The sequence below is a fragment of the Aeromonas sp. sif2416 genome (genome assembly GCF_019218665.1).
GTDB classification, from domain to species: Bacteria; Pseudomonadota; Gammaproteobacteria; order Enterobacterales; family Aeromonadaceae; genus Aeromonas; species Aeromonas encheleia.
Window position 1 is genome coordinate 60,903 of record NZ_JAHUXC010000010.1, and the last position, 17,652, is coordinate 78,554.

Genomic DNA, 17,652 nt, shown 5'->3' on the forward strand with positions numbered 1-17,652 from the left:
TATAACCTTGTGCTTATTGTGCGTCCAGATATCGCTCTGCATCGAGGGCCGCCATGCAGCCGGTGCCGGCTGAGGTGATCGCCTGGCGGTAGACATGGTCGGCCACGTCGCCGGCGGCGAACACGCCGGGGATGCTGGTCTGGGTCGCGAAGCCTTCCAGGCCACCGCGTACCTTGAGATAGCCGTTCTCCATCGCCAGCTGGCCCTCGAAGATCTGGGTGTTGGGCTGGTGGCCGATGGCGATGAACACGCCCATCAGCGCCAGCTCGGAGCTGGACTCGTCACGGGTGCTGCGCAGGCGCACGCCGGTCACCCCCATGTTGTCACCCAGCACCTCGTCCAGAGTCTGGTGGGTGTGCAGCACTATGTTGCCACTCTCGACCTTGTCATTGAGGCGCTTGATCAGGATCTTCTCGGCGCGGAACTCGTCGCGACGGTGGATCAGATGCACCTTCTTGGCGATGTTGGCCAGATACAGTGCCTCTTCCACGGCGGTGTTGCCGCCGCCGACCACGGCCACTTCCTGGTTGCGGTAGAAGAAGCCGTCACAGGTGGCGCAGGCGGAGACGCCGCGGCCCTTGAACGCCTCTTCGGAGGGCAGCCCCAGATACTTGGCGGAGGCACCGGTGGCGATGATCAGCGCATCGCAACTGTATTCGCCGTTGTCGCCCTTGAGGCGGAACGGACGCTCGGTCAGCGCCACTTCATTGATGTGATCGAACAGAATGCGGGTATCGAACTTCTCCGCATGGGCCTGCATGCGCTCCATCAGGGCTGGACCGGTCAGGCCTTCCGCATCACCCGGCCAGTTCTCCACCTCGGTGGTGGTGGTCAGCTGACCACCTTGCTGCATGCCGGTGATGAGCAGGGGACTCAGGTTGGCGCGGGCGGCATAGACGGCCGCGGTGTAGCCCGCCGGGCCGGAACCCAGGATCAGCAGTTTGCTATGAGTAACTTGGCTCATGATGTGATTTCCGAGACGTGATGAGTTTGCGCGATTGTAGGTAATTCGTGATCCAGGGTCAAAGGCCAGCGCGTCGATTGTAGCAATCGCCTGTGGAGGGGGTTGGCGGCGCTCGTGGCGCCATAAAAAAACCGCCCATCGCGGGCGGATTTTCACTCATCGGCGCTCCCTTGCGGGGGCGGGATCAGTTCAGCAGGGTCAGGGGATCCGTGTAGGCCAGATGATGCGCCTCGGCCACTTCCCGGCAGGTGATCTTGCCTGCCATCACGTTCAGCCCGTGCAACAGGTGGGGATCGCCCAGCAGCGCATTGCGGTAGCCCTGCTCGGCCAGCCGGATGATGAAGGGCAGGGTGGCGTTGTTGAGGGCGACGGTGGAGGTTCGCGCCACGGCGCCCGGCATGTTGGCCACGCAGTAGTGCACCACCTCATCGACGATGAAGGTCGGGTCCTGGTGGGTGGTGGCGTGGGAGGTTTCCACACAGCCGCCCTGATCGATGGCCACGTCGACCACGGCCGAGCCCGGCTTCATGCGCGCAATGTGGTCACGGCTGACAAGTTTTGGCGCAGTGGCGCCGGGCACCAGCACGCCGCCGATGACCAGATCTGCCGCCAGGATGTGGCGCTCCAGGGTCTCGCGGTTGGAGTAGACCACCTTGGCCGCCCCCTGGAATTCGCTGTCGAGGCGACGCAGGGTATCGATGTTGTTGTCGAGTATGGTGACATCGGCGCGCAGGCCTATGGCCATACGGGCTGCATTGGAGCCCACTACGCCGCCACCGATGATCACCACCTTGGCAGGTTCGACCCCGGGTACGCCGCCGAGCAACACGCCGCTACCGCCGCGGGACTTCTCCAGCGCCTGGGCGCCCGCTTGAATAGACATGCGTCCGGCCACCTCCGACATGGGGGCCAGCAGCGGCAGTCCACCACGGGCATCGGTGACGGTTTCGTAGGCGATGCAGACGGCGCCGCTGTCGATCAATTCCCGGGTCTGGGCCAGGTCTGGCGCCAGATGCAGGTAAGTGAACAGGGTCTGGCCCGGACGCAGCATGGCGCGCTCGACCGCCTGGGGCTCCTTGACCTTGACGATCATCTCGGCCTTGGCGAAAACATCGTCAGCAGAGGCCAGAATTTCGGCCCCCGCAGCCAGATAATCTGCGTCACTGAAGCCAATGCCAGTTCCTGCGCCGCTTTGGACGAAAACGGTATGGTTTCGTGCTGTTAGTTCACGTACACTGGCCGGAACCATGCCTACGCGATATTCATGGTTTTTTATTTCCTTAGGTACACCGATAATCATGCTATCCCTCGTCTATCGATTGGTGGTTTATGTTGCCACAATGTTAAGCAACATTTGCGCCTAGTATATTCAGGTATTGACAGGATTTGTGACCATAATTATAAAATGACTGGTGATTCTTACCAAAAAATAGCCAAAGGATGGAATTAAATGATGGAAGCTAAGAGTCGGCTAAAGGATTTGGACAGGATTGACCGCAACATTCTGAATGAACTGCAAAAGGATGGCAGGATTTCGAACGTTGAGTTGTCCAAACGAGTTGGCCTGAGTCCTACACCGTGTCTGGAACGGGTTCGTCGCCTGGAGCGACAAGGCTATATCGAAGGATATGCCGCTATTCTGAACCCTCATTATCTGGACGCGTCTCTGCTGGTGTTCGTGGAAATTACCCTCAATCGCGGCGCACCCGACGTCTTTGAACAGTTCAACAAGGCTGTTCAGGTGCTTGAGGAGATCCAGGAGTGCCATCTGGTCTCCGGTGATTTCGACTATCTGCTCAAGACCCGCGTCAGCGACATGTCGGCTTACCGCCGCCTGCTGGGGGAGACCCTGTTGCGTCTGCCCGGGGTCAATGACACCCGCACCTACGTGGTGATGGAAGAGGTCAAGCAGAGCAGTCGTCTGGTGATCAGCACCCGCTAAGCCGGGTTATGCTGTGACTTGCAAGTTCCATGACGAGTCACGATAGTCAGAAACGAGCGGCCGGTCCGCTCGTTTCTTCTTATGAACTTGGTTGTAAAGATGGCCCCGCCCTCAGGCACAGGCTGACAATCGGTGGGCTTTTCAGGGATACTAGGCCCCCTATCCCCGCATTACATGTTTTCAGAAAGGAGCCGGAGTTTGGCCGATAAAAAGCTGTTTACTCCTTTGTCAGGTACCCAACGGATCTTCGAGGCCGTCTTGATCGCCATCACCCTGATGGCTGCCTATCTCTTGCTTGCCCTCTTGACTTACCATCCCGCCGATCCCGGTTGGTCCCAGACCTCCTGGCAGGGGGAGGTGAAGAACCTGGCGGGCAGCGCCGGTGCCTGGCTCGCCGACATCACCATGTTTACCTTCGGCGCCTTCTCCTATCTGGTGCCGCCGCTGACGGTTCTGCTCGGCTGGAGCCTGTTCTGGCGCCCGAGCCGGCTGCTGGAGGTGGATTATCTGACCCTGTCGGTGCGCATCGTCGGCTTCCTGCTGACGGTGCTCGGCATGTCGGCCATCGCCAGCATGAACTTCAACGACATGCAGAATTTTTCCGCCGGCGGCCTGGTGGGGGACGTGATCGCCTCCGCCGTGGTGCCGCTGTTCGGCGGTGTCGGCGCCAACCTGATGCTGCTCTGCTTCGTGGCCACCGGCATCACCCTGTTCACCGGCTGGTCCTGGCTCACCATAGTCGAGCGGATCGGGGCCAGCTGCACCGGCACCGTCAGCGCCATCTATCACTTCCCCACCACGCTAGGTCGCTGGTTGACCGGGGGCTGGCGCCAGCCTCGCTTCGAGGGACCGGATCCCTTGCTGGAAGGGGGCGTGGGTGCCATCGATCTGGATGAGGAAGACGAGCCTCACGGCAGCTGGACACGCAATCCCAAGGCCAAGGGCGCGGCCCAGAAGACAAAATCTGACGAATGGCTGCCGGAACTCGATGACGATACATTCCAGTTCGAGCCGCAGTTTGACGACGAAGATGACGAGGCGCCGACGCCCGTCGCCAAGCCGAAGCGCGCGGCCAATGCCCGCCCGCAACCCGTGCTGGCAGCCGCGGATGATGACGAGCTCGATCTGCCCTGGGCGGAGGGCGACGAGGCCCCGGCCGCGCCGGTGGCGGTCGCCCCCAAAGCCAAGCGCCGCCCGCAGCCGGGCATGGCCCCCTTGCCGGGGCTGGATCTGTTGGACAGACCGCCCGCCAAGACTCAGATGATGAGCAAGGACGAACTGGACCGCATGGGCCGTCTGGTGGAGGCCAAGCTGGCCGATTACAACGTGCAGGCCAAGGTGGTCGGCGTCTATCCTGGCCCCGTCATCACCCGTTTCGAGCTGGATCTGGCGCCGGGCATGAAGGCGAGCAAGATCACCAACCTGTCCCGCGATCTCGCGCGCTCCCTCTCCGCCAGCAGCGTACGGGTGGTGGAGGTGATCCCGGGCAAGACCTTCGTCGGCATCGAGCTGCCGAACCGGGTACGCCAGACCGTCTACCTGCGCGAGACTCTCGACTGCGACGACTTCCGCGACAGCCGCAACCCCTTGACCATGGGCCTGGGCCAGGACATCGCAGGGGAGCCCGTGGTGGTGAACCTCGCCAAGATGCCGCACCTGCTGGTGGCCGGTACCACCGGCTCCGGTAAATCGGTGGGGGTCAACACCATGATCATCTCCATGCTCTACAAGTCGTCGCCGGAGGATCTGCGCTTCATCATGATCGATCCCAAGATGCTGGAGCTCTCGGTCTACGAGGGGATCCCGCACCTGCTGACCGAGGTGGTCACCGACATGAAGGACGCCGCCAACGCCCTGCGCTGGTGCGTGGGCGAGATGGAGCGCCGCTACAAGCTGATGTCGGCGGTCGGGGTGCGCAACCTCAAGGGCTACAACGACAAGGTGCTGGCCGCGGCCGCCGAGGGACAACCGCTGCGGGATCCGCTGTGGCGCCCTGGCGACTCCATGGATCAGATGCCGCCTGAACTCGAGAAGCTGCCCCACATAGTGGTGGTGGTGGACGAGTTTGCCGACATGATGATGATCGTCGGCAAGAAGGTGGAAGAGCTCATCGCCCGTATCGCCCAGAAGGCGCGGGCCGCCGGTATTCACCTCATCCTCGCGACCCAGCGTCCGTCGGTGGATGTGATAACGGGTCTCATCAAGGCCAACATCCCGACCCGGATCTCGTTCCAGGTCTCGAGCAAGATCGACTCCCGTACCATCCTGGATCAGGGCGGTGCCGAATCCCTGCTCGGCATGGGTGACATGCTCTACATGCCGGCCGGTACCTCCAACCCGACCCGGGTCCACGGCGCCTTCGTCGATGACCACGAGGTGCACAAGGTGGTGGCGGACTGGAAGCTGCGCGGTGAGCCGAACTACATCGAGGAGATCCTCTCCGGCGAGTCGGATAGTGAAGGCGGCAGCGGTGACTACGGCAGCAGCGGCGACGAGGAGCTCGATCCCCTGTTCGACGAGGCGGTGGCCTTCGTGGTGGAATCCCGCCGTGGCTCCACCTCCAGCGTGCAGCGCAAGTTCAAGATCGGTTACAACCGGGCGGCTCGTCTCATCGAGCAGATGGAAAACCAGGGCATCGTCAGCAGCCCGGGTGGCAACGGTCAGCGCGACGTGCTGGCACCGCCGCCGGTGCGTGACTGAGTTCCCCCTATCATCCAGGCCATGTCTCGCTAGACATGGCCTCTTATCGAGCCCTTTCGAATGGGAAGCATGATGAAGAAACAATTTTTGATGGGTACGGTGCTGCTGCTGGCCAGCAGCCAGGTGTGGGCCGATGCCGCCAGCGACCTCAAGCAGAAGCTGTCCGATGTGAGCCTGTTCTCGGCCAAGTTTGCCCAGACCGTCTATGACAGCAAGGGCAAGGAGCTGCAAAAGGCGAGCGGTGATCTGCTGGTGCAGCGCCCCAACCGGTTCAACTGGCACACCACAGCGCCGGATGAGAGCCTGATCGTGGCCGATGGCAAGGACGTCTGGGTTTATGATCCCTTCGTCGAGCAGGTCACCGCCCTCAAGCTGAAGGATGCGGTGCTCAACACCCCCTTCGTGCTGATCGCCGGCAATGACAACGCGCTCTGGAAGAACTACGACGTGACCCAGCAGGGGGACGTCTACACCGTCACCAGCCGCAACCAGGACGAGCTGATCGCCTCCTTCCGCATCACCTTCGATCGGCAGAACAACATCAGCCGCTTCGACGTGAAAGAGGCGCAGGGGCAGTGGAGCGAGTTCACCCTCAGCGGCTTCAACCGCAAACCGGTGCTCAAGGGCAGCGAGTTCCAGTTCAAGATCCCGAAGGGGGTCGCACTGGACGACCAGCGCTGATGCGCGATCTCTCTTTGGATCTCTGCTCGGGCCGTCTCCTGCTGGCGGCCCGGGTGACGCAGGATGGTCAACGCCGATGAGCAACCTCTCTTTGGATTTATCGTCGGACCGTCTGCCACTGGCGGTCGACGTGGCGCAGGACGGTCAACGCAGATGAGCAACCTGTCGCTGGACTTCTCGTCCGACTTTCGCCCGCTGGCGGCCAGGATGCGGCCGCAGAATCTCGATCAGTACATAGGTCAGCAGCATATCCTGGGGGCTGACAAGCCCCTGCGCAAAGCCATCCTGGCCGGCCACTGCCACTCCATGATCCTGTGGGGCCCCCCGGGTACCGGCAAAACCACCCTCGCCGAGCTGATGGCGCACTATTGTCAGGCCGAGGTGGAGCGGCTCTCGGCCGTCACCTCCGGCATCAAGGAGATCCGCGCCGCCATCGACAAGGCGAAGGAGAACAGCTGGCGCGGGGTGCGCACCATCCTGTTCGTGGATGAGGTGCACCGCTTCAACAAGAGCCAGCAGGATGTGTTCCTGCCCCACATCGAAGACGGCACTATCACCTTCATCGGCGCCACCACCGAAAACCCCTCGTTCGAACTCAACAACGCACTGCTCTCCCGGGCCCGGGTCTATCTGCTGAAGAGGCTGGAGGAGGACGACATCCTCGCCATGATCGATCAGGCCCTGACCGACCCGCGCGGCCTCAATGACTCGACGCTGGCCTTCGCCCCCGGGGTGAAGGAGGCGCTGGCCAAGGCGGTGGACGGTGACGGCCGCAAGTCCCTCAACTACCTGGAGCTGTTGGCCGACATGGCCGAGGCCAACGGGGCAGGGCAGCGCATCATCGACAGCGCCCTGCTGGCCGCCGTGGTGGGGGAGCACGTGGCACGCTTCGACAAGGGGGGCGATCACTTCTACGACCTCATCTCGGCGGTGCACAAGTCCATTCGCGGCTCGGCCCCCGATGCGGCGCTCTACTGGTATGCCCGCATGGTGAGCGCCGGTTGCGATCCGCTCTACATCGCCCGCCGGCTGCTGGCCATCGCCTCAGAAGACGTCGGCAACGCCGATCCGCGCGCCATGCAGGTGGCACTGTCGGCCTGGGACTGTTTCCATCGCATCGGCCCGGCGGAGGGGGAGCGTGCCATCGCCCAGGCCATCGTCTACCTCGCCTGTGCCCCCAAGAGCAATGCGGTCTACACCGCCTGGAAGGCGGCGCTCAACGACGCCAGGAACCTGCCCGACTTCGAGGTGCCACCGCACCTGCGCAACGCACCGACCAAGCTGATGAGCGAGCTGGGCTATGGCGCCGAGTACCGCTACGCCCACGACGAGCCCGGCGCCTATGCGGCGGGGGAGAGCTACTTCCCGCCCGAGCTCGCCGGCAAGCACTACTACCAGCCGACCGATCGCGGCCTCGAGAAGCAGATTGCCCAGAAGCTCGACTATCTGCGTGAGCTGGACCGGCAGAGCCCGCACAAAAGAGACAAATAACGGCTCGACGCCGGATGTGGGACGCCGTAAGACCGGATCGGCGAAGAAGAGGCTGCCGATGCCCGAAAACTTGGCAAAAACGACAGCAATAGTCCCTGTTCGGGCGGGGGGGCGGTCTGCTACACTGCCCCTCTGACCCCGCTTGTCTTGGCCTTGCACCATCTTCTTGATTTCGAAGGCCCGATTCCGAAGACATAGGGGTGCGCCAACCGATGTTAACTTCCGGATCTGTTCTCTCGCCCGGTCACGACGACCCAGGCCCAGATCCCATTAAAAAAAGTAGGTAAACCATGCTGGATCCCAAATATCTGCGCAGCGATATCGAAGAGGCTGCCGCTCGTCTGGCGACACGTGGCTACGTTCTGGACGTAGCGGCTGTCAATGCTCTGGAAGAGAAACGCAAGGATCTGCAGTCCCGTACCCAGGAGCTGCAGGCCGAGCGCAACGCTCGCTCCAAGTCCATCGGTGAGGCGGCCCGTCGTGGTGAAGATGTGGCCCCGCTCAAGGCCGAGGTGACCAAGATCAACGACGAGCTGGAGACCAGCAAGGTCGAACTCGAGTCCCTGCTGACCGAGATCAAGGCCATCTCCGACGCCATCCCCAACCTGCCAAGCGAGACCACCCCGGTGGGCCGTGACGAGAACGATAACGTGGAAGTGCGCCGCTGGGGCACCCCGCGCGCGTTCGACTTCCCGGTACGCGATCACATCGATCTCGGTGAAGCGGCCAAGGGCGTGGATTTCAAGAACGGCGTCAAGCTCGCCGGTGCCCGCTTCGTGGTGATGAAGGGGCAGATCGCCCGCCTGCACCGCGCCCTGGCGCAGTTCATGCTGGACCTGCACACCCTGCAGCACGGCTACACCGAATGCTACGTGCCCTATCTGGTGAACCCGGACAGCCTGTACGGCACCGGTCAGCTGCCGAAGTTCTCCGAAGACCTGTTCAACACCGGCATCAATGGGGAAGGGGATGACGAGGGCAAGCTGCGCAAGTTCTCCCTGATCCCGACCTCCGAAGTGCCGCTCACCAACATGGCCCGCGACGAGATCTTCGACGAGCAGGAACTGCCCATCAAGATGACCGCCCACAGCCCCTGCTTCCGCTCTGAGGCGGGCTCCTACGGTCGTGATACTCGCGGTCTGATCCGCATGCACCAGTTCGACAAGGTCGAGATGGTGCAGCTGGTGCACCCGGAGAAATCCTGGGAAGCGCTGGAAGAGATGGCCGGTCACGCCGAGAAGGTGCTGCAACTGCTGGAGCTGCCGTATCGCGTGATGGCGCTGGCCACCGGCGACATGGGCTTCTGCGCCGCCAAGACCTACGATCTGGAAGTCTGGCTGCCGGCTCAGAACACCTACCGCGAGATCTCCTCCGTCTCCAACTGCACCGACTTCCAGGCCCGTCGCATGCAGGCCCGGGTGCGCATCGATGGCAAGCCCCAGCTGCTGCACACCCTGAACGGCTCCGGCCTGGCAGTGGGTCGCACCCTGGTGGCGGTGATCGAGAACTACCAGCAGGAAGACGGTCGCATCGCCATCCCGGCGGCGCTGCAGTCCTACATGGGTGGCCTGACCCACATAGGGTAAGCCGCTCGTGCTGACGACAACGCCATGGCAGTGCCATGGCGTTGTGCATTCCGGCGTCGGCCAATGGTTTCGGCAGGGGCTAACATGGCTTCTATCGGCGCCGTATTGGATATTTAACACAATTTTATCAAGCATTGCGCAATCGTTTTTGTTAGACTGCGCCGCAATTTCGCAGGACATCTTTTTCTATGGTCTGGATTGATTACGCCATCATCGGCATCGTCGGTTTCTCCGCTCTCATCAGCCTGGTGCGCGGCTTTCTCAAGGAAGCCATGTCCCTTGTCACCTGGTTCGTCGCCTTTTTCATTGCCAGCCATTTCTATCCCGATCTCGCCGTCTACTTCACCTCGTTTACCGATGCCATGGTGCGCAACGGCCTGGCCATCGCCGCCCTGTTCGTGGCGACCCTGATCCTGGGGAGCGTGGTCAACTATGTGGTGGGCTTGCTGGTGGAAAAGACCGGCCTGTCCGGCACCGATCGGGTGCTGGGAGTCTGTTTTGGCGCCATTCGCGGGGTACTGATCGTCAGTGCCCTGCTGTTTTTTATGGATACCTTCACCAGTCTCTCCCAGAGCGACTGGTGGGTGGCGTCCAAGCTGGTCCCCGAGTTTAAACCGGTGATCCAGTGGTTCTTCGGGTTCATGCTGAACTCATCCAGTTTTCTCAATCAGGTACAGTGACTTCGAGGTAGCAAAGACATGTGTGGTATTGTCGGTATAGTTGGCACCACCCCCGTCAATCAGGCCCTCTACGACGCCTTGACGGTGTTGCAGCACAGGGGACAGGATGCCGCCGGGATTGTGACCATAGACAGTGGAAACTTCCGGCAACGCAAGGCCAACGGCCTGGTGAAGGATGTGTTTGAAGTGCGCCACATGCAGCGACTGAAGGGGCATATCGGCATAGGACATGTCAGATATCCCACCGCAGGCAGCTCAAGTGCCGCTGAAGCCCAACCTTTTTACGTGAACTCCCCCTACGGCATGGTGCTGGCCCACAACGGCAACCTCACCAACGCCAAGGCGCTCAAGGAGCAGCAGTTCAAGGTCGCCCGCCGCCACATCAACACCACCTCCGACTCGGAAGTGCTGCTGAACGTGCTGGCGCACGAGCTGGATCTCTGCGACAAGATGGAGCTGCGTCCCGAGGACATCTTCTCCGCGGTGCGCAAGACTCATCAGCAGATCCGCGGCGCCTATGCCGTGGTCTCCCTGGTGATAGGTCACGGCCTCATCGGCTTCCGCGATCCCAACGGCATTCGGCCGCTGATCCTGGGTCGCCGGATCGACGAGCAGGGCCAGGTGGAGTACATGCTCGCCTCCGAGAGCGTGGCGCTCGACGCCATCGGTTTCGAGACGGTGCGTGACGTCGCCCCGGGCGAGGCCATCTACATCACCGAACAGGGCCAGCTGTTCTCCGAGCAGTGTGCGGAGAACCCGCAGATGAGTTCCTGCATCTTCGAGTACGTCTACTTCGCCCGTCCCGACTCCTGCATCGACAAGGTCTCCGTTTATGCCGCCCGCCTCAACATGGGTCGCAAGCTGGGCCAAAAGATCGCCCGCGAGTGGGAAGATCTCGACGTGGATGTGGTCATCCCCATCCCCGAGACCTCCTGTGACGTCGCGCTGGAGATAGCCCATACCCTCGATCTGCCGTACCGTCAGGGCTTCGTGAAGAACCGCTACATCGGCCGTACCTTCATCATGCCGGGCCAGACCCAGCGCAAGAAGTCGGTGCGTCGCAAGCTCAATGCCATCGGCTCCGAGTTCAAGGGCAAGAAGGTGCTGCTGGTGGATGACTCCATCGTCCGTGGCACCACCTCCGAGCAGATCATCCAGATGGCGCGGGAAGCCGGTGCGGCCAAGGTCTACTTTGCCTCCGCCGCCCCCGAGATCCGTTTCCCCAACGTCTACGGCATCGACATGCCCACCGCCAACGAGCTGATCGCCCATGGCCGGGAAGTGGAAGAGGTGTGCAAGCTGATCGGTGCCGATGGCCTCATCTTCCAGGATCTGGAAGATCTGGAAGAGGCGGTGCGGGAGATCAACCCCGAGCTGCGCCACTTCGAGACCTCGGTGTTCAACGGCCACTACGTCACCGCCGACGTGGATCAGGGCTATCTGGACCACCTCAATGCCCAGCGCTGCGACGACAACAAGGCCGTGCGCGAATGGCAGGAAGGCACCAGCAACCTGGAAATTTTTAACGAAGGCAGTTAAACGTTTTCCAGCTGGTCTAGACCGGAAATGAAGATGGGGGCCTTGGCCCCCATCTTTGTCTCGGTACTCTGTGCTTCATCTCACGCCAGATCTTCCCCATGGCTGGCGATCACCTTCTTGTACCACCAGAACGACTTCTTGCGCCTGCGCGCCAGGGTGCCCTTGCCGGCGTCGTCCCTGTCCACATAGACGAAGCCGTAGCGCTTGCTCATCTCCCCGGTGGAGGCGGCCACCAGATCGATGCAGCCCCAGCTGGTGTAGCCCAAGAGCGGCACGCCGTCGGCGATGGCGTCCCCCATGGCGCTGATGTGCTCGCGCAGATAGCCGATGCGGTAGTCGTCCTCGATCTCGCCCTGCTCATTGACCTCATCGACGGCGCCCAGGCCGTTCTCCACCAGAAACAGCGGCTTCTGATAGCGGTCATAGAGGGTATTCATGGTGATGCGCAGGCCGAGCGGGTCTATGCCCCAGCCCCATTCGCTCACCTTGATATGGGGGTTGCGCAGGGACTTGACCACGTTGGCGGCGCTGGTGTTGCCTGCGTTCATGTCGGCCGAGGCACAGCGGGAGGCGTAGTAGCTGAAGGAGACAAAGTCGACGGTGTTGCGAAGGATCTCGTCGTCACCCGGTTCCTTGACGAGCCGGACTCCCTTCTCGCGGAACACGCGCTCGGCATAGGCAGGGTAGGCGCCGCGAGCCTGCACGTCGATGAACAGCAGGTTCTCCCGCTCCTTTTGGATCGCAGCCCACACATCGTCAGGCTTGCAGGAGTAGGGGTAGAAATTGCCCCCCGCCAGCATGCAGCCGACCTGGTTGTGCGGGTTCACCTCGTGGGCAATTCGGGTCGCCAGGGCGCTGGCGATGAGCTCGTGGTGGGCCGCCTGATACTTTATCTGCTCCTGATCTTCACCCGCTTCAAACACCAGCCCGGCCCCGGAGAAGGGGCTGTGCAGCATGATGTTGATCTCGTTGAAGGTGAGCCAGTACTTCACCAGCCCGTCGAACGCCTCGAAGCAGGTGCGCGCATAGCGGGTGAAGAACGCCACCATCTTGCGGTTGCGCCAGGAGCCGTACTCCACCACCAGGTGCATGGGCACGTCGAAGTGGCACAGGGTCACCAGCGGCTCGATGCCGTACTTGCGGCACTCCTCGAACACCGCCCGGTAGAAGGCGATGCCCTCGGCGTTGGGCTCTTGCTCGTCCCCCTTGGGATAGAGCCGGGCCCAGGCTATGGAGGTGCGAAACACGGTGAAGCCCATCTCGGCCATCAGCGCTATGTCTTCTTTGTAACGGTGATAAAAATCGATGGCGTCATGGCTCGGATAATACTCGTCGTCCCGCAGGGTGAAGCGCGGTTCCTGGCCAAGTTTCACCGCCATCCGGTTGGCGCCGTGGGGGATCATGTCGACCGTGGTCAGGCCCTTGCCGCCTTCGCGGTAGCCCCCCTCCGCCTGGTTGGCGGCCAGGGCGCCGCCCCAGAGGAAGTCTCGGGGAAATCTTGCTAACGACATCTGTTACCTCTTGTCATGTCGGATGATGCGAATTCACAGGCTGGCGGCAGTCTTGACCTGCAGTGTCGGCACTGCCTCATCGGATGCGGCCTGGGGGTGCTCCTCCTGCACCGGAATGTCTTCAAAGCCCATCAGCAGGGTCAGGATGAAGGAGAGCACCACTGAGAGTGCCATGACCCCGAACACCCAGGCGATGCTCATGGGGTTGGCCGGATCGAAGAACTGGACGCTGGTAAAGAGACCCGGTGCCGCCATGGAGTGGCTGGCAAGCCCGGCCATGCCGGCCACGGCGCCACAGATGAAGCCGCTGATAAGGCTGGCGATGAGCGGCCGTTTCAGGCGCAGGGCCACCCCGTAGAGCGCGGGCTCGGAGATGCCGGCCATGATGGCGGAGGCCGCCGCAGCCAGCGCTGTCTGGCGCAGTTCCGGGTTCTTGGTGCGCCAGGCCACCGCCAGGGAGGATCCGCCGAGGGAGAGGTTGGCACCAATCTCGGAGGGCATCACCATGCCTTCCTTGCCGGTCTCGGCGATGGTCTGGATGATGGTCGGGGTGAAGACGCGGTGCATGCCGGTCATCACCAGCAGCGGCCACAGGGCCCCCATGATGGCCACTGACAGCCAGCCGAGGTAATCGTGTACGGTGTAGACCAGGCCGGAGATGGCGGTGCCGATCCAGATGCCGATGGGGCCGATCAGCAGGATGGCGAGCGGCGCCGCGATCAGCACGATCAGCATGGGTTTCAAGAAGTTCTTGGTCACCGCCGGGGTGATCCTGTCTACCCAGCGCTCTATGTAGGAGAGGCACCAGGTCATCACCAGGGCCGGGATCACGGTATAGGTGTATTTCACCGCGGTGACCGGGATAAAGCCGAAGCTGACCGGCTCCCCCTGGGCGGCTCTGGCCATCAGCTCGATGAAGCTCGGGTGCACCAGCACGCCGGCGATGGCGATGGCCAGCGACATGTTGGTCTTGAACTTGACTGCCGCCGAGGCGGCGACCATCAGGGGCAGGAAGAAGAAGGCGCCATCGCCGATGGCATTGAGGATGATGTAGCTGGGGGAGGTGACCTCCACCATGCCGCTCATACTGAGCACCATGGCCAGCAGCTTGACCATGGAGCCGCCGATGATCGCCGGAATGAGCGGCGACATGGTGCCGATCAGGGCGTCGAGGATGCCGGCGCCGAGGTGTTTGAGGCTGAAACCGGCTTTCACCTCTTGCGGTGCGCCCTGTGCGTCTTCTGGTAGCCGGGCGAGCACCTCGCGGTAGGCGTGGGACACCATGTTGCCGATGATCACCTGGCACTGGTTGTCATTGTTCACCACACCCAGCACCCCGGTGGTGGCCTTCAGGGCGGGGTTGTCCACTCGGCTTGAATCCGTCAAGACGAAGCGCAGGCGCGTCATGCAGTGGGTCACCGCGACGATGTTGTCCGCTCCCCCCAGGGCATTGACGACGGCACTGGCCAGGGCCGCATAGTTTTTTGACATCTGGTTTATCCTTTTGACCAAGAGATACCAGCCATAGCCCCGCCTGTGGCGTACGGATGGACGGTGTGAAACTGCACATGTGGAACCGGTTCCACATAGAGTGCTCAGTTTCTTTCTGCGATACAAGACAGTCTCCCGATCATTGTGCAGATCCGTGAATGGGATCACTCAATGACCCCCCATGCCCGCATTCTTGCTACGACAACCCCAGGCCGGTGCAGTACACTGCGGCCCGTCAAGCATAACGGGATGGAGCAAGATGACGACGATGCTGGAGGTGGCAAGGCGGGCAGGGGTGTCGAAGGCGACTGTCTCTCGCGTGTTGTCAGGCAATGGCTACACCAGCCAGGAGACCCGGGACCGGGTGTTTCAGGCCATCGAGGAGAGCGGTTATCGCCCCAATCTGCTGGCCAGGCAGCTGGCGACCAAGAATACCCAGACTCTGGGGCTGGTGGTGACCAACACCCTGTATCACGGCGTCTATTTCAGCGAGCTGCTCTCCCATGCGGCGCGGATGACCGAGGATCGCGGTCGCCAGCTGATCCTGGCCGATGGCAAGCACAGCGCCGAGGAGGAGCGTCAGGCCATCCAGTATCTGCTGGACCTGCGCTGTGACGGCATCATCATCTACCCGCGCTTTCTGAGCGTCGAGGAGATGGACGAGATCATCGAGCAGCATTCCCAGCCCATCATGGTGCTCAACCGCAAGTTGCGGCGCCACCACCGCCATTGCGTCTACTCCGATCAACAGGCTGCCGCCGCGGCCGTGGTGGATAAATTGGTGGAGATGGGCCACACCGACATCGCCTTCATCACCGGCTCGGCGGATTCGCCGACCGGCATCGAGCGTCTGGCCGGCTACAAGCAGGCTTTGGTCCGGCACGAGATCCCGCTGCGTGACGAATTGATCGCGCACGGCAAGTGGACCCCCGCCTGCGGCGCGGCCGGGGTCTCGACCCTGCTGGGGCGGGGGGCTCGCTTCAGCGCTCTGGTGGCCAGCAACGATGACATGGCGATCGGTGCCATCAAGCAGCTGCACCAGGCCGGCGTGTCGGTGCCGGAGCAGGTCTCCGTGGTCGGCTTCGATGACATAGCGCTGGCCCCCTACGTGATCCCGTCCCTCGCCAGCGTCAAGATGCCGGTGACCGAGATGATCCAGGAGACCATCAGCCGGCTGATCACCATGGTGGAGGAGGGGGAGGCCGGTGAGCTGCCCTCCTTCAGCGGCAAGCTGATCCGGCGCGACTCCCTCAAACGGCTGCTGAAGTGAGGCGCTGGCTCCTCGCTCAAGGTGGTGGGCAGCACAGGCGGGATCCGCTAGCATAGGTGCCCCGGCGCGTGCGCCGCCTGTCATAGCAAGAGATGAGACGTTAGATGGATGACCTGCTAGCCCCCGTTCGCCAGTTCCTGCATTGTGAGACCCCGGATGCCTGGGTGGAGATGGCGCGGGATCCTGCCCAATTGCCGACCCTGCTGATCGATCACGCCAACTGCGAGAACAAGGCTGCCCTGACCGCCCACAGCCTGGTGCGTCGCTACTGCCTGCCCAAGGGCAAGCGCCACCTGCTGCCCAAGCTGGCGTTCTACCGGGAGCTGGACGCCATCCCCGAGAAGGCCGAGATCCTCGGTAAACGTACCATGGGGGAGTCCGACAGAAGCGTGTTTGCCGAACTGGAGCGCAACCCCCTGCTGTTTCCCATGGTGCGGCTCATTCAGGAGGAGCTGCATCACTTCGAGCAGGTGCTGGAGATCATGGCCGCCCGCGGCATCCCCTACGGCCCGGTCAGCGCCTCCCGCTATGCCCGCAGTCTGCTAAAGCATGTGCGTACCTATGAGCCCGCCGCCGTGGTCGACAAGATGATCATCGGTGCCTATATAGAGGCGCGCTCCTGCGAGCGCTTCGCGAAGATAGCCCCCCATCTGGACGAGGAGCTGGGGCGCTTCTATGTCTCATTGCTGCGCTCGGAGGCGCGCCACTACCAGGATTATCTGGCATTGGCCTCGCATTTCGCGGGGGAGGACATCAGCGAGCGGGTGGCCTTCTTCGGCGCCATTGAGGCTGAGCTCATCTACTCACCGGATCCGCAGTTCAGGTTCCATAGCGGACCGCCTGTCAGATCTGACAGTTGTTGAACTCCAAGGGGGCACCTACTATCTCGGTGTTCCTACTACGAGCGACGCAATCACTTTTTGAGCGCAATTCCCGGCCCACAAGCCGGGTTTTTTTATGCCTGAAAAACGAGGGAACGGCCGCGCCGGGTCCGCGGCCTCGACATCATCTGCGGTATTCGTTGTTGTAGTTCTGGATGAGGCGGCGGGTCACCTCGTGCTGGGGATCGGCAAACACCTTGAGGGTCTTGCCGCGCTCCACCACCCGGCCGTCATGCATCACCAGCACCTCGTCGCTGATGTGGCTGACGATGCCGAGATCGTTGGCCACCAGCACATAGCTCAGCCCCGTGGTCTCCTGCATCTCCAGCAGCAGATTGATGATCTGGGAGCGCACCGAGATGTCCAGGGTCGACAGCGCCTCGTCCGCCACCACTATCTTGGGATTGAGGATCAGGGCGCGGGCCAGTCCCACCCGCTGCTGCTGACCGGCGGAGAGCATCTGCGGGTAGAAGAGGGCGTGGTCGGGCAGCATGCCCACCATGCGCAGGGTCTGCACCACCTTGTCCTTGCGCTCCTCCTCGCTCATCTCGGTGTTGAGGCGCAGCGGGGTCTCCAGGATCTGGCCGACCCGGATCTTGCGGTTGAGCGATGTATTGGGGTCCTGGAAGATCATCCGCAGCAGCTTGCAGCGGGTCTGGTAGTCGCCGTGCACCAGGGGCTGCCCCTCGATGGCGATCTCGCCGCCGCTGGGCTCTATCATGCCCGCCAGGATGCGCGCCAGCGTGCTCTTGCCGGAGCCCGCCTCGCCGACGATGGCCAGGGTCTGGCCCACCTCCAGATTGAACGAGAGCGGCTTGATGGCTTCCACCGCCTGGCGTCGGAACAGGCCGGTGCGGTTCTGGTAGGTCTTGCAGAGGCCTCTGACCTGCAACAGGGAGGGTTCGATCACAGGCTT

The 17,652-nt window shown here is 62.3% G+C and carries 14 protein-coding genes; 9 read left to right on the forward strand and 5 right to left on the reverse strand.

Annotation, left to right across the window (positions count from 1 at the left end; all coding sequences use genetic code 11):
* Positions 1-13 precede the first annotated feature (13 nt).
* On the reverse strand, positions 14-964 hold the full coding sequence (gene trxB / locus KW821_RS16755) for a thioredoxin-disulfide reductase (RefSeq protein WP_218292240.1): 951 nt from the start codon (positions 962-964) through the stop codon (positions 14-16).
* Between the two features lie 184 nt (positions 965-1,148).
* Positions 1,149-2,264 (reverse strand): alanine dehydrogenase, encoded by a 1,116-nt coding sequence (ald, locus tag KW821_RS16760; protein ID WP_042653623.1) that lies wholly within the window; start codon positions 2,262-2,264, stop codon positions 1,149-1,151.
* 150 nt (positions 2,265-2,414) lie between these two features.
* Between ald and lrp the strand changes: the two genes are divergently transcribed.
* From lrp to purF, 7 genes are all read left to right on the forward strand, one after another.
* Positions 2,415-2,906, forward strand: coding sequence for a leucine-responsive transcriptional regulator Lrp (gene lrp, locus KW821_RS16765; RefSeq protein ID WP_005300047.1), 492 nt, complete (start codon positions 2,415-2,417; stop codon positions 2,904-2,906).
* A 198-nt stretch (positions 2,907-3,104) separates the two neighbouring features.
* Positions 3,105-5,606 (forward strand): DNA translocase FtsK, encoded by a 2,502-nt coding sequence (locus tag KW821_RS16770; protein ID WP_218292241.1) that lies wholly within the window; start codon positions 3,105-3,107, stop codon positions 5,604-5,606.
* Between the two features lie 72 nt (positions 5,607-5,678).
* A complete protein-coding gene (gene lolA / locus KW821_RS16775; protein ID WP_042653625.1) occupies positions 5,679-6,287 on the forward strand; it encodes an outer membrane lipoprotein chaperone LolA in 609 nt (202 codons plus the stop codon).
* Between the two features lie 153 nt (positions 6,288-6,440).
* The gene (locus tag KW821_RS16780; protein ID WP_218292242.1) at positions 6,441-7,778 is read left to right on the forward strand and encodes a replication-associated recombination protein A; all 1,338 of its coding nucleotides are present in this window, start codon (positions 6,441-6,443) and stop codon (positions 7,776-7,778) included.
* 290 nt (positions 7,779-8,068) lie between these two features.
* Positions 8,069-9,364, forward strand: coding sequence for a serine--tRNA ligase (serS, locus tag KW821_RS16785; protein WP_218292243.1), 1,296 nt, complete (start codon positions 8,069-8,071; stop codon positions 9,362-9,364).
* 188 nt (positions 9,365-9,552) lie between these two features.
* Positions 9,553-10,044, forward strand: a complete 492-nt coding sequence (locus tag KW821_RS16790) for a CvpA family protein (protein WP_042653628.1) — start codon at positions 9,553-9,555, stop codon at positions 10,042-10,044.
* Positions 10,045-10,062: 18 nt separating this feature from the next.
* Positions 10,063-11,583, forward strand: coding sequence for an amidophosphoribosyltransferase (gene purF / locus KW821_RS16795; protein WP_042653629.1), 1,521 nt, complete (start codon positions 10,063-10,065; stop codon positions 11,581-11,583).
* Positions 11,584-11,663: 80 nt separating this feature from the next.
* Here the strand turns inward: purF and KW821_RS16800 are convergent, their stop codons facing one another.
* Positions 11,664-13,094, reverse strand: a complete 1,431-nt coding sequence (locus KW821_RS16800) for a 6-phospho-beta-glucosidase (protein WP_218292244.1) — start codon at positions 13,092-13,094, stop codon at positions 11,664-11,666.
* A 33-nt stretch (positions 13,095-13,127) separates the two neighbouring features.
* The gene (ascF, locus tag KW821_RS16805; protein ID WP_218292245.1) at positions 13,128-14,585 is read right to left on the reverse strand and encodes a PTS cellobiose/arbutin/salicin transporter subunit IIBC; all 1,458 of its coding nucleotides are present in this window, start codon (positions 14,583-14,585) and stop codon (positions 13,128-13,130) included.
* 259 nt (positions 14,586-14,844) lie between these two features.
* Here ascF and KW821_RS16810 point away from each other — a divergent pair, with 259 nt between their 5' ends.
* Complete coding sequence (locus KW821_RS16810; RefSeq protein WP_218292246.1) at positions 14,845-15,855, forward strand: LacI family DNA-binding transcriptional regulator; 1,011 nt, start codon at positions 14,845-14,847, stop codon at positions 15,853-15,855.
* 104 nt (positions 15,856-15,959) lie between these two features.
* Positions 15,960-16,718: a tRNA-(ms[2]io[6]A)-hydroxylase gene (locus KW821_RS16815; protein WP_218292247.1), complete on the forward strand. Its 759-nt coding sequence runs from the start codon at positions 15,960-15,962 to the stop codon at positions 16,716-16,718.
* A 142-nt stretch (positions 16,719-16,860) separates the two neighbouring features.
* Here KW821_RS16815 and KW821_RS16820 read toward each other — a convergent pair whose 3' ends face one another.
* Positions 16,861-17,646, reverse strand: a complete 786-nt coding sequence (locus KW821_RS16820; protein ID WP_042653631.1) for an ATP-binding cassette domain-containing protein — start codon at positions 17,644-17,646, stop codon at positions 16,861-16,863.
* Between the last annotated feature and the right edge of the window lie 6 nt (positions 17,647-17,652).